This is a genomic window from Alkalispirochaeta americana (assembly GCF_900156105.1).
GTDB lineage: Bacteria > Spirochaetota > Spirochaetia > DSM-27196 > Alkalispirochaetaceae > Alkalispirochaeta > Alkalispirochaeta americana.
In genome coordinates this window covers 51,874-63,968 of the sequence record NZ_FTMS01000009.1, presented here as the reverse complement: position 1 = coordinate 63,968, position 12,095 = coordinate 51,874, and the positions used below count along the sequence as shown (strand labels likewise).

Annotated in this window: 9 protein-coding genes; 4 read left to right on the top strand and 5 right to left on the bottom strand. The window is 55.7% G+C overall.

Annotated elements, in window-relative coordinates; all coding sequences use genetic code 11:
* Positions 1–76: 76 nt before the first annotated feature.
* Both BW950_RS08010 and BW950_RS08005 read left to right on the top strand, forming a co-directional pair.
* Positions 77–1,399 carry an alpha/beta hydrolase family protein gene (locus BW950_RS08010; protein ID WP_076488775.1) on the top strand — a complete coding sequence of 441 codons (1,323 nt, stop codon included), beginning with the start codon at positions 77–79 and terminating at the stop codon, positions 1,397–1,399.
* 153 nt (positions 1,400–1,552) lie between these two features.
* Complete coding sequence (locus BW950_RS08005; RefSeq protein ID WP_076488774.1) at positions 1,553–3,007, top strand: MATE family efflux transporter; 1,455 nt, start codon at positions 1,553–1,555, stop codon at positions 3,005–3,007.
* 68 nt (positions 3,008–3,075) lie between these two features.
* On the opposite strand, the gene BW950_RS08000 is transcribed toward BW950_RS08005, so the two are convergent.
* The 5 genes from BW950_RS08000 to BW950_RS07980 are packed head-to-tail and all read right to left on the bottom strand — an operon-like array spanning position 3,076 to position 8,662.
* Positions 3,076–4,305, bottom strand: a complete 1,230-nt coding sequence (locus BW950_RS08000; RefSeq protein WP_076488773.1) for a CaiB/BaiF CoA transferase family protein — start codon at positions 4,303–4,305, stop codon at positions 3,076–3,078.
* Positions 4,302–5,474, bottom strand: a complete 1,173-nt coding sequence (locus tag BW950_RS07995) for a YkvI family membrane protein (RefSeq protein ID WP_076488772.1) — start codon at positions 5,472–5,474, stop codon at positions 4,302–4,304. Before BW950_RS07995 ends, BW950_RS08000 begins: the two co-directional genes overlap by 4 nt.
* Positions 5,475–5,476: 2 nt before the next feature.
* Positions 5,477–6,637 carry a 2-hydroxyacyl-CoA dehydratase subunit D gene (locus BW950_RS07990; RefSeq protein ID WP_076488771.1) on the bottom strand — a complete coding sequence of 387 codons (1,161 nt, stop codon included), beginning with the start codon at positions 6,635–6,637 and terminating at the stop codon, positions 5,477–5,479.
* A 4-nt stretch (positions 6,638–6,641) separates the two neighbouring features.
* A complete protein-coding gene (locus BW950_RS07985) occupies positions 6,642–7,877 on the bottom strand; it encodes a 2-hydroxyacyl-CoA dehydratase subunit D (protein WP_076488770.1) in 1,236 nt (411 codons plus the stop codon).
* Positions 7,878–7,879: 2 nt separating this feature from the next.
* Complete coding sequence (locus tag BW950_RS07980) at positions 7,880–8,662, bottom strand: acyl-CoA dehydratase activase (protein WP_076488769.1); 783 nt, start codon at positions 8,660–8,662, stop codon at positions 7,880–7,882.
* A 271-nt stretch (positions 8,663–8,933) separates the two neighbouring features.
* Between BW950_RS07980 and BW950_RS07975 the strand changes: the two genes are divergently transcribed.
* Positions 8,934–10,148, top strand: coding sequence for a CaiB/BaiF CoA transferase family protein (locus BW950_RS07975; protein ID WP_076488768.1), 1,215 nt, complete (start codon positions 8,934–8,936; stop codon positions 10,146–10,148).
* A gap of 77 nt (positions 10,149–10,225) precedes the next feature.
* Positions 10,226–12,094: a methyl-accepting chemotaxis protein gene (locus tag BW950_RS07970; RefSeq protein ID WP_083943850.1), complete on the top strand. Its 1,869-nt coding sequence runs from the start codon at positions 10,226–10,228 to the stop codon at positions 12,092–12,094.
* Position 12,095 lies beyond the last annotated feature (1 nt).

Below are 12,095 nucleotides of genomic sequence, written 5' to 3'. Positions count from 1 at the left end.
GTTTTTCCGAAATATCCCTGGGCCCGGTTGACCCTGGGCCGAGGGTGTGTTGCATAGTATCGCCAAGGAGTTTTATGTGGCCTGGTTTGTGAAATGCATTACTCTGCGCGTCTGGGTGAGTCTGGTAATCCTTTGTGTTGTTGCGCTTTTGGCCTTCCTGGTGGCGATGCTGCTCTTTCGTCATGTTGGGAGAGAGATCCCTGGAAGTCAGGAGAGGATGGAAGCCGTTCCGATTGATACGGTGCGGTCCGATGCGCCCGAGCTGGCCCGGCTTCAACGCGGGTTCGTCGGGGTTCGGACTCTGGAGTTCAGCAACCCCGATCAGCTGGATGTAGAGGAGGTGAGCCGGGGAAACATCGGGGAGCGATCGGATCGCATCCTTCCGGTGGAGATCTGGTATCCTGCTGCCAGGAGAGAGGGAAACACCGTGTACGAGGTGACCGGACGAGACGGGGATCCTCTGCTTCTTCGGGGGGCTGCTCATCGTGATGCTCCCGCAGATTATTCCCGAGGGCCGTTTCCTCTGGTGATTCTTTCCCACGGCTATCCGGGAAACCGCTTTCTCATGAGCCATTTTGGGGAGTTTCTCGCGGGCCTTGGCTACGTGGTGGTTTCTATCGACCACAAGGACAGCACCTATACCGATCAGGGAGCTTTCGCAGGAACTCTGCGCAATCGCGCCCTGGATCAGGTTTTTGTTCTCCAGGAAACGGCCAGACTGAGCAAAGAGGGGTCGGGAAGTTTCCTGGAAAGATTAGCCGATCCTGATAGAACGGGTCTCATTGGCTACTCCATGGGTGGCTACGGAGCGCTCAATGCCCTCGGTGCGGGGTTGAGCGATCGTGTTCTGGACGCTGATTTTTCCCTTCCGGGTGTTCTGGACGAGCGGCTGGCCTCTCATCCTGAGTACGCACAGACCATAGACCCCAGAATCCGGGCTGCTGTAGTGATTGCTCCCTGGGGGGCTCAGGCAGGACTCTGGGATGCTCCCTCCTTTGAGAAGATCAGCGTCCCCCTCTTTTTCATGGCAGGCACCAGCGATTCTGTCTCGGGTTATCAGGAGGGGCCCCGGGCTGCGTTTCTGAAAACCAGGGCAACCTCGCGCTATCTTCTCTCCTACGAACTGGCTGGTCACGCTGTGGCTGCCCCCATTCCCGTCCCTGCCTGGGTATGGGCTGGCAGAACCGGATTTGGTCATTACGCTGATCCCGTCTGGGATACGGTCACAATGAACAACATTGCCCAGCATTTTGTGGCAGCTTTCTTCGGCCAGGAGCTGAAGGGTGACGCTTCGATGACCCGCTTTCTTCGGGAACAGCCTGGTGATGATGATCAGGTTGCGTCTTTCCCCGAGGTTCCCCGGGGAACCCGCCTGGAGTTTCTTCAAAGCGGTGAATAGCGACGAGTCCCGATCCCGCTCGCAAGACCCCCGTCTCCAGGGATTCGCTGTGAACGGAGGGCCTCCGGCCACGGCAATCCCTCTTCGGAGACCACTTTTCGGAGCGTAGATATTTATGCGTTCCGGTGATACTGTGCAGGCCGGACAGTAAAGATGATACGCAACAGGATTTTCTATCGCCGATTGGTACCCTGCGGGGGGGCTTTGGCTTCCCCGCAGGGGATCGGCTCGCACGCACGAAAGATAATTCTCCTCGGCGGACCGCTCCTTTTGGGGCAAGTGACGCATTATTTCCATCAAATCGCTGACTCGGCGATGCTGGGCCATTTTGGGGACGACAGCCTGGAACTGGCTGCGGTAGGGATCGCCGGGCTTGCCACGTGGATTCTCATGACCCTCCTCTGGCCTCTTTCCTCGGGAGTTCAGGCTCTTGCCAGCAGGCGCTACGGCAGGGAACGCCGGGAGAGCAAAAACGATCGCTTTCGCACCGGCCAGGTTCTCGATAATGGTCTTGTGGTGACCTTTTGCGCCGGAGCGATCGCAGCCGGAGGAAGCGGTGTCTTCGGGCCAATCCTGAGCCGATTGGTGGATTCTCCCAAGGTTTTGGCCTTGTCTCTTGAGTATATCTCGATCATCCGTTTCGGGTTGCTCCCGATGGGGTTCTTTCTTGTATGCCAGGGATTTCTCGGTGCGATCAACAAAACTCGGGCCGTGATGTATGCCGGGGTTTTGAGCAATCTTTTGAATATTTTTTTGAACTGGCTTTTGATCTTTGGCCGTTTCGGCTTTCCCGCGCTGGGAGTGCGGGGTGCAGCTCTCGGGACGGTCTTTTCTACGGCTATTGCTGCTTTATATCTTATGATCGTCCTTCTGCTCGGGGAGGGGCGCCGTGAATACGGTGTTTTCCGGTTTCGCGTCCTTGATAAAAGGGTCCAGGCGGATATCCTGCGGGTTGCCTGGCCACAGGCGGTGCAGAACGCCGTGGCGCTCCTGATTTTTTTGGTCTTTCAGACCCTGGTAGAGAGTTACGGTGCGGTTTATCTTGCTGCTACGCACAGTATTTTCTCTTTCATGCGCCTGAACAAGACCCTGATCGGAGGGTTTGCCCGAGCTGCATCGATCGCCGTCGGAAATGCCCTGGGCCGGGGCGACAGGGCCGAAGCTCAGGCGGTGATGAGGGCCGCGATTCTGTTGGGAGGGTGCTTTGCCCTGGCGGTGGCTCTCTTCGTATTGGGGGCTCGTGGAACAATCGCTGCATTTTTCACCAACGATCCCGCCACGCAGGATGTTCTCCGCTTGGGGTTGCTCTTTTTTACGGGTTTCTTCTTTCTCGAAGCCCTGGGCTTCACCTTCGAGATTGTCTTTACGGGAAACGGGTTTGGTTCTTATGTCCTGGTGAGCGAGGTTGTCACAAATCTGGTTTTCATTCTGGGAGCAACCCTGGTGGCGCGGTTTTTCTATCCCCACCAGATCCTGTGGGCCTGGTTTTCCTTTGGCCTGTACCAGGTGTTTCATGCCCTCTTTCTTGCAGCAGGCTTTGTGCGCGGCCGCTGGCTTGATGTACGGGTTGAATCCGGTAGTTGTCATCCACGCAAAGAGGCGGTTTGAGGCGGGAGAAGGCAGCCCGTGGCTGACCTTCTCCCTGGTCTCCTGTTACCTGAGGGGTGGGGGGCGGATCAGCTTCGGGATTGAGCCGCTCCTGCCTCGATCATGGCCGATATCTGTTCCCGGGAATATCCCAGCTCTTCCAGAACGGCCCTGGTCTGCTCACCCAGGTAGGGACCCCGGTTGTATTCCGGCAAGGGTGTCTCGGTAAACATTACGGGACTTCGCACCAGGGTCCGTGAATTTCCCGTGGGGTAGGCCATCTCGTGGAAGCAGTTACTCTCCCAGGCCTGCCGGTCCTGGAGCAGTTCGTTCCAGGTCTGGGCTACCGCATAGGGAATATCGGCCTCTTTCAAGGCCTGCACCCATTCGTTCAGATCACGAGTAGCAAAACGCCCCTCGAGTATTTCATAGAACTCTTCCAGGTTGTCCTGGAGCCGGGCCTGGGGAAAGAACCGGTTATCGCCTTTCAGCTCGGGAACTCCCAGGATCTCCATGAAACGATCATAAAAGTAGTCGTACCGGGGCATGGCAATCTGTATCCACCGGCCATCGCGTGTCTTGTGGGCCACGTTCAACGGATTTGCCAGATGTTTTCTGGAGAGAGGAAACTGCGTTGAGGGATGGCCGTATTGCGAGCTCTGCAACATGATGGCGATGTCCCAGATAGCTGTATGGAAGAGACTGACCGTCACCTTCTCGCCGCGACCCGTTTCCCTGGCCCGGTAGAGCGCGGCCAGTACACCCGCTGCCAGATACATCCCTACCTGCTGGTCTCCGAAACCGGGGATGGTGTTCATGGGCACATGGTCCTTGTCGAACATGGTCCCCAGTATTCCTCCCCGAGCGTAGAAGGCTGTGAAGTCAAAACCGGGGAGATCCTTGTCGGGGCCTGTCTCGCCGTAGCCGCTTACGTACCCCATGATCAGGGAGGGGTATTTTTTCTTCAGCCCCTCGTAGTCCAGTCCTGCCCGTTCCAGGGCGCTCTGTCTCCAGTTTGTTATGAAGATGTCGCTCCCGGCAATGAGCTTTTCCAGGGCCTCCCGGCCGTCGGGGCTCTTTGTGTTCAGGGAGACGGAGATCTTGTTGCAGTTCTCCAGGTCAAAGCTGGTGTTCTCCTCTTCGCCTGCCGGACGCCCTTCGTTGACGGCAGTGTAGCGCAGGGGATCTCCCTCGAAGGATTCCACTTTGGTGACCTCGGCTCCCATATCGGCGAGGAAGCGAGCACAGCAAGGAGCTGCGATAAAGGTCGCCAGTTCGACGACCTTCACATTCTCCAGGGGCCTTTGATGATTCTTCATGCCTGTTCCTCTGCCATGACTGCCATGGGTGCGGGTCTGACGGTATCACCCTTTGTCACAACCATATGCACCACGTAGGGGATCATGACGATGGGTATGGTGAGGTATCCCAGGTAGCCGTATCCCTTTGCAACCAGCGCCAGCAGACCAAACTGGGATATCCCCAGGGCGAGCAAGGTAAAGGCCAGGGTTGTCAGGATTGCCATCTTTGTGGGGCGTCCCGAGGTCTCGCTTGCAGAGAACTCTCCGGGCTGGAACTTGTTACATACCCGGGCTGTAACCCCGGCAATCATGTTCACGGCCGTGGAAACGGCCCCCAGAATGATCAGAGTGCTGATGACCGGCGTCAGAATCGGTGCGCCAACCCCCGTCTGGACAAGGAGAAGCACGGGTACAGCCGAGGTGGCGTATTCGGGGAGGTGCAGAACAGCCATAAGTCCCAGGGTGGATAACATGACGATGACGCTGTTCACGCAGAATCCCCAGATCATGCTCTTTCGGGCATCGCTTTGATCCCGGAAGGGCTTTGCGTGCTGCGGCATGAGGCCAATCGAGGCCAGCTGAAAACAGGCGTAGACAAAGCAGGCCCACAAGGCAGGGCCGATCGGAGCTGATGCTGCGGCGGTTACGGAAAGATTCTCCCTGATATTCGACCACTGGGCAAAGATATTTGGGATGAAGATTAACAGGAGTCCCGTGATAATCAGGACCGAGAGAGTTGAGGCAACTTTCCGCACGATATTTGTGCCGAACACAGCCACAATAAAGATGAACCCTCCGATAATGACGGTACATATCCAGTAGGGGATTCCCAGAAGGGCCGTCATCGTGGCGCCACCCGTAGCAAAGGCAACGGAAGGAGCCACGCAGAGCAGCACAAAGTACAGAAGCTCGTAGAGATTGGAAAAAACCGGCGCGAACTTTCCGTAAAAACTGTCGTTAAAGCTCCGGTAATCGTACACCTGGTGGTTGTGGGCGTAGCGGAGTGCGTACCACTGATAGATAGCCCCTATACCTTGGGCAATCACGGGCATGATAAGGCACCAGATTCCATAGTTCAGGAAAAAGGCCTTGAGCTGCGCCCCCGAGGCAAAACCGCCGCCAAACTGCGTGGTGAACCAGACGAAAGCAACCCCGATGACAACGGGAAACTTGTCCTTGGTGATCATAACTACATTCTCCTCTGTTCTATCAATTCTTTAAAGGTTTCCAGAGCCGTTCTGGCCTGGCTAAAGTTCGACATCTGTCTATCAACCTCTATGGAGAGAAAGGGAAGCCCCGCTGCATCGCAGTTCCTCTTGACCGGCACAAGATCAAACTCTTCGGGGTCACAGAATTTGGTCATGAAATAGATCACGCCCCGAGCGTTCTCCCGGGTAGCGAGGTCGGCCAGGTAGGAGGCTCTTCCCTTTCGGGGGTCAAAAAGGACAGAGCAATGCTGCTGATTGCAAAAGCGCTCTACCAGCGCGTTCAGGGGGTCGCCCCCGGCGGGAGCATCGGTCCGGTACTGTCTTGACTCGTGGGCCAGGTCATCGGCCACCAGATGAAACCCCGCCTCGTCCAGAATGGTCAGCAACCGGGGGTGATCAGCCAGTATTCCGGTGGTGATCACTCTGGTTCTGGAGGCGGGGCCATCATCCTTCTGGTCGGGCAAACTCTGGGCTTCCTGGCCGGACAACCCCTCGATGAGTCCCTCAACCAGCTTCAGATGATCCTCTTTTCTCATAAAGTGGGCGCTCTTGAAAATGTTGCTTCTTTCTCGGGCGCTGATCCGGGGATGTTCTCCCAGAATCCTGGAAAGATCCCTCATGGCTTTCCGGTGGCGGTTGTAAAGATCGATCGATTCCGCGAGGGCCTCTTCCGAAAGGGGCGAGCCCCCCAGCCCTTCCAGCTCTGCCGAAATCTGTACAAGACCCGATTTCAGATATTCCTGTGCCGCGGGAATACCCCTGTTCTGGGGGTAACTGGTGACGATAAGGGGAATGGAGGGAACCGCGTGCTTCCAGTTCTGGGTCAGGACTTTCAGGGAATCGCAGAGCGTTGGAATGACCATGGCGCTTATTCCCTCGTAAGCACCCCGGATGCCCAGCTCCACAATGGACTGAGTTATGGAACAGATAAAGGCCGGAAAGAATGCCTTTGCCTCCTGTAGTTCCAGATCTGCTCCCCAGGCACCCATGGGTACAAATCCCTGGGAATGGATGAGCTCCTCCGGAGCATAGACCGGTGCCAGGGCGACTACCTTGCGTCCCTGACTGAGATGATGGTGGAGTTGTTTCTTGGGATTCCCGGCTGCCTCTGCAAAGACCGAGAGTATTTCCTGGTTCGTCATGGTGTCATTCCCCCTTCTTCCGTACTTCCATGAGTTCTGCGAGCCCCTGAACGCGGGTCTCGTACTGAGCCGCCGAGAAGTTTCTGGGATCTGCCTGGTCTCCGTCGAAGGAGACCACCGGAATGTCGCAACTCTCGCCTATCTGCTTGCTCATTTCCTGCATGAAACCGCTCCAGAGTTTGCAGGAGCGGTTGGTATGAACCAGAAGTCCCTCGGCGCCGGTCTTCTTGACAATCCCGATGCGTGTGTCCCGGGCTTTTTCGAGGTTTACCGCGTTTGGTACCGAGCAATACCCCCGGATCAGTCCATCCAGATCCTGATACACCTGGCCAAAGGCGTCTGCGTATATGGTGGCTACCATGTTCATCCCCCTGTTTTTCAGCGCAGAAAAAGTGGTTCGCAGATGGGGCCAGCAGGCGATTCCCTCAAACATGAAACGATGTTTTTCTTCAGCCCGGAAGGTGCTGGTTCCCTTCTCAACGGCCTCTTTATATTCCTCTATCAGCGTTTCAAAGGCCTCGGCAGCCTCCACGGTTCCCCGTGCGCAGACAGCAACGGCCATGTGGTTCAGAAGATCGAAGCCGCTCAGGGGGCTCGGTTTGTAGCGGGTATAGCCTGTTGCTTCCAGCCAGGCCCTGGAGCTCCGGTTGGATATTTCCATGACCTGCCTGAAACGGTCCTCGCTCCAGGTGGTTCCGGTGATCCTCTCGAGCTGGCTGATGGCATCCATGAACTGGGCCCTGACGTAGGCAATCTGGTCCGGACCCGGCTCATAAGCGGTATTGAAGGGGATATCGATGAGGATAAGCGGGATATCCAGGTCTTCCGCGAGATTTTCGTACCATTTAATCATGCAGTTACAGATGTTGTTGCAGCAGAGCAGAAAGTCGGGCAGAGGCATATTCTGCTCGGGTACATCCTTCACCCTGGTATAGGCCAGACTGATTCTGGCGTAGGCACAGATATCGTTTGAATATCCCTCGCTCTCGGCTATCTCGCAGAGTTTCTGTCCTGCGCCACGGGCCGCGATTGCCGCCGCCTGGTTCTCGGGATAACACACCTTGACTCCCAGGGTCTGGAAGATCTCCTGGGGAAAGTTGCTGGCGCACCATCCGATTTTTTCTCCCCGGGCTTTTGCTTCGTGAACTTCCCGATAGTGTTTTTCGATAATTGCCCCGAGCTTGAATCGTGCCGAATCAGGATCGGGGGGGGCGGGTTTTTTTCTGACTTCTTCTGCCATGGTCAATTCTCCTTGTTATATGTTTGGTAACCGTACAGGGCTGCGCCGAGGCCGCCAAAAAACTGAGCCAGGGGAGAGAAGAGAATTTCGACCTCCAGATATCGGGAAAGAGCGCCGCGGACTCCCTCATTCAGGGCAACTCCGCCGCTCATTGCCAGGGGAGGGGTAACCCCGACACGTTTGGCGAGGGAGCCTGTCCGGGTGGCTACGGATTCGCATATTCCCGCAACCAGATCCTTCCGGTTCACCCCTTGCGCCAGGTGCGATATAACCTCCGATTCTGCAAAAACAGTGCAGGTGCTGGAGATGGGGCAGATCGACTCGGCCAAAGCTGCTTCTCCTGCCAGATCACCGGCGTGAAGCTGAAGTATTCCGGCCATAACGTCCAGGAAACGGCCTGTTCCTGCGGCGCATTTGTCGTTCATCTGAAAATTGCTCATTCGACCCGATCCATCCAGGGAGATCGCTTTTGCGTCCTGCCCTCCGATATCGATAAGCGTTCGAATTCCCGGGAAGATGAAATGAGCTCCCAGGGCGTGGCAGGTCAGCTCGCTCACCCGGTAATGAGCTCCGGGGTACAGGGTGCGTCCGTACCCTGTTGCGACGGTGACACCAATCTGTCCCTCGTCCAGATCACTCGCTCTCAGGAGGTCCTGCACCACTTCCCTGGGGCCATCCGTTCCGATGCCCGCTTTCCTGAGAGATGTGGAAACTATTCGCCGACCATCCTCAAGAATGGCTCCTTTAGACGTGGTCGATCCTATGTCGATTCCCAGGCTGTACATTCTTTTGTCCTTCACCAACTGAGGTGTTATCCAGCTTCATTCAGGAAAGATTCCGTTGAACGCACTGGGCAATTTTGTTAACCTAGTGAACTGGTAAGACCGATTATAGTCGTGCTATAGTGGGGTGTCAATAATTAATTATCAATATAGCGGGGTTTCATGAGAGGAAATCCGGAAGGAGGAGGGGGCGAAGGAAGAAAGAAGGGGAGGAATGTTTGTTAAAAAGGTAAAAAAATATATATAAACGAATATCACATGAAGGAGAATAGCAATGAAACGAGTTCTGGAAGGACTGAGAGTTGTCAGTTTCGGTTTGGTTATATCGGCGCCGAGTGCTGCCCGGATGCTCTGCGACTTGGGGGCCGAGGTTATAAAGATAGAGCCCCATCAGGGTGACACCATGCGGATGATCAGACCGGTGAAGAAGGATAACCGGGGGAAGCTCCAAAGTGGTATTTTCACTGCCCTGAACTGCGGTGAGAAGTCCATGGCCCTGGATCTCAGGACGGAAGAGGGACAGGAGATCGCCCGTAAGCTCATTCTGGAGTGGGCCGATGTGGTGATCGCAAATTTCAAGCCCGGCACGCTGGCGAAGTTCGGGATCGACTACGAGACTATCAGAAATCTGAAGCCCGGAATCATTTACGGGGAGATTTCCGGCTATGGCCAGAAAGGCCCCTGGGCACAGAGGGGGGCTTACGACATCTGCGTCCAGTCGGAGTGTGGTATTGCCGCGCAGAACGGGCCCTGGGGAGAGAAGCCTCACCGCGTGGGGTTCTCTGTTCTGGACTACCTTTCGGGACGGGATCTGGTCATAGGGATCCTGGGAGCGCTTCATTATCGGGAAAGAACCGGTCAGGGGCAGCACGTGGACATCAGTCTCTATAACAGCGGAGTCACGGTGCTGGAGGATGCTATCCCGGGGTACGATATGGAGGGGGTAATTGCAGGAACCGTAGGGAGCCGACACCCTTCGGCTAGTCCTCATAACCTGTACAAGACCAGGGACGGCTACATTAACATCATCGCCATAAACAATTTCCTCTGGAAAAAGCTGGTTACAATCATGGGGCGTCCCGATCTGGAGAAGGCCGAGGGGCTCTCGACGGGTCTCGAACGGCTTGAAAACATGGACAGGATCGATGAAATAATTGAGGAGTGGACATCCCGCCATACCACCGATGAGATCGCAGAGATGATGGATGCCGCAGGTTTGCCCCGGGGAAAGCTCTGCACCGTGAAGGATGTCATTGAGTCAGAGCAGACCCGGTTCTGGAACATGGCTCCCCGTATTGAGCAGCCCTTTCTGGGAGAGGTCCGAATCAACAACTGTCCCATCAAATATTCGGAAGCCGAAACCGATATCAAGGGGCCTGCGCCCATACTGGGAGAGCATAACCGGGATGTTGTCTGCGACGTTCTGGGCTACGATCCCGAAACCTTCGATCAGATGAAGTCCAGGGGTGTCTTTGCAGACGATCTCTAAGGTGATGTATTATTATTCCGTAATATCAAGGGCCGCCCGGTGCGGCCCGTTCATCAGAAAGCGGGACACCATAACAGATGAGAGAGAATAAAAAAAAGCCGGGCTGCCCGGGGGTTCGTGGATTAGTGGTGGCGGGTTTTCTTTTGCCGCCACCGATATGGTTACTCCTGCGCTTTGCCTCGGGACTTCTTGATCCCGTTACGGTGTATCGAATGGTCCTGCACCCGGTGACACCCCTGATAAGTATGCTCTGTTTTGTTGTGGCTTTTCTGGGCGTAGAACGTGTCCGGAGGCGGATCGAAGACCACCGGGGCAGTCATGACCCGGAGAGTTGCCTGGTCGTGGTGCGGGCACTCAGAGGGGTTCTTCCTCTCTTTACTGCCTCAAGCGCAGTGAATATTGTTGCAGGGCCTGCTCTTCTCACAGGGATATTTTTTCCTGATGATCCCCATATTCTTGTAGGCGGGGTTCTTGTGGGGGCAGGTCTGATCGCTTTGGTCGTTTTGCCCTTGGGTATTGCCATAAGCAACCGGCTTGAGCGTTCAGCAGACTGGTTTCCTGTTACCGCCCGGGGACGTACTATCAGCATTGGATGGAAAACGGCGATCGTCTCGCTGGCTCCTGCTCTGGTTGGTGCCTTGCTCGTGGTCGGGTTCAATCTGGATTTGGGCGTTGCCCAGGCAAGGGGTCTGGTGGAGGAGGGCCTTCGCCCCATGCTCCTCCGGAATACCGTGCCCGTCCTGTTTCTTGCTTTCGGAACGATCATTACGTCTTTCCAGTTTTATACAACAATCCTGCGACCCCTGAGGTCTCTTCTGGGAGCTATCAATGCAGCGGCAACAGGGGACCTCACGGTGCGGTTGCAACCCGGCCTTCGCGACGAGATTGGTGTTGCCCTGGAGGCATTCAATCACATGGCCACTTCACTGCATTCCAGTCTTGGAGGAATCCGGTCAATTGTGGCACGGGTGGAGGAGTCCAGCGGCATACTGCTCTCCAGCGTTCGCGCCATGGTGCAGGCTATTGACCAGGTTGTGGCCCACACCGCCTCGACCAGGCAGCAGATGGAGACCCAGGTGGAGAGCGTGGATCAGACATCGTCGTCGATCGAGGAAATAGTCTCCAGTGTGAAGAGCCTGGATCAAGCTATTGAGTCCCAGGCATCGGGTGTAACAGAATCCAGCGCGGCCATCGAAGAGATGATCTCCAGTGTTGATTCCCTGCGCAGATCGAATAACAGGGCTGAAACTGCCGTTCATGAACTGGTCCAGGTTGCTCATGCGGGAAAAATATCGCTTGATTCTGCCCTGGAAGAGATTCACCTCCTGAGCGATAACTCGGAAAATCTGCAGCAGGCAAACAAGCTGATCGCAGAGATATCGGCCAGAACAAATTTGTTGGCCATGAACGCAGCAATCGAGGCCGCCCATGCCGGTGAGTCAGGTCTGGGCTTTACCGTTGTGGCTCAGGAAATCAGAAAGCTGGCCGAGGCCGCGGCAGATCAGTCCAAGGCGATTGCCCGTAATTTGAAGCGGGAGATCGACATCGTAGGATCCGTCGTGGAAGCAACCCGGGCGACGGCCGGGAGCTTCGCGGCAATCCAGGAGAATGTAGGATCCGTTAGTGAGCTTGTGGGCGAGATAAAACAAGGAATGGATGAACAGAGTTCAGCGGGAACCCAAATCCGCTCTTCCCTGGTCGATATAAACAACATTACACAGCGAGTTCACCAGGGATCTCGCGAGATGACCGATGGATCGTCTCATATTCTTTCTGCTGCCGCATCCTTGTCCGGTATTAGCGAAGAAGTGCGAGAGGCAATGATACAAATCGATCAGGGTGTTGCTGTTATTCGCGATGCTATCGCAGCGATCGACTCCCAGACCGGCGCTACTCGGGAAAGTCTTCAGGACGCAGTACGTAATATTGAGGCGTACACGTTGTAGT

Excerpts from the sequence above, each read along its gene's own strand:
- BW950_RS08005 (WP_076488774.1), top strand. The coding sequence starts at position 1,553 with ATGATACGCAACAGGATTTTCTATCGCCGATTGGTACCCTGCGGGGGG.
- BW950_RS08000 (WP_076488773.1), bottom strand. The coding sequence starts at position 4,305 with ATGAAGAATCATCAAAGGCCCCTGGAGAATGTGAAGGTCGTCGAACTG.
- BW950_RS07995 (WP_076488772.1), bottom strand. The coding sequence starts at position 5,474 with ATGATCACCAAGGACAAGTTTCCCGTTGTCATCGGGGTTGCTTTCGTC.
- BW950_RS07990 (WP_076488771.1), bottom strand. The coding sequence starts at position 6,637 with ATGACGAACCAGGAAATACTCTCGGTCTTTGCAGAGGCAGCCGGGAAT.
- BW950_RS07985 (WP_076488770.1), bottom strand. The coding sequence starts at position 7,877 with ATGGCAGAAGAAGTCAGAAAAAAACCCGCCCCCCCCGATCCTGATTCG.
- BW950_RS07980 (WP_076488769.1), bottom strand. The coding sequence starts at position 8,662 with ATGTACAGCCTGGGAATCGACATAGGATCGACCACGTCTAAAGGAGCC.
- BW950_RS07975 (WP_076488768.1), top strand. The coding sequence starts at position 8,934 with ATGAAACGAGTTCTGGAAGGACTGAGAGTTGTCAGTTTCGGTTTGGTT.
- BW950_RS07970 (WP_083943850.1), top strand. The coding sequence starts at position 10,226 with ATGAGAGAGAATAAAAAAAAGCCGGGCTGCCCGGGGGTTCGTGGATTA.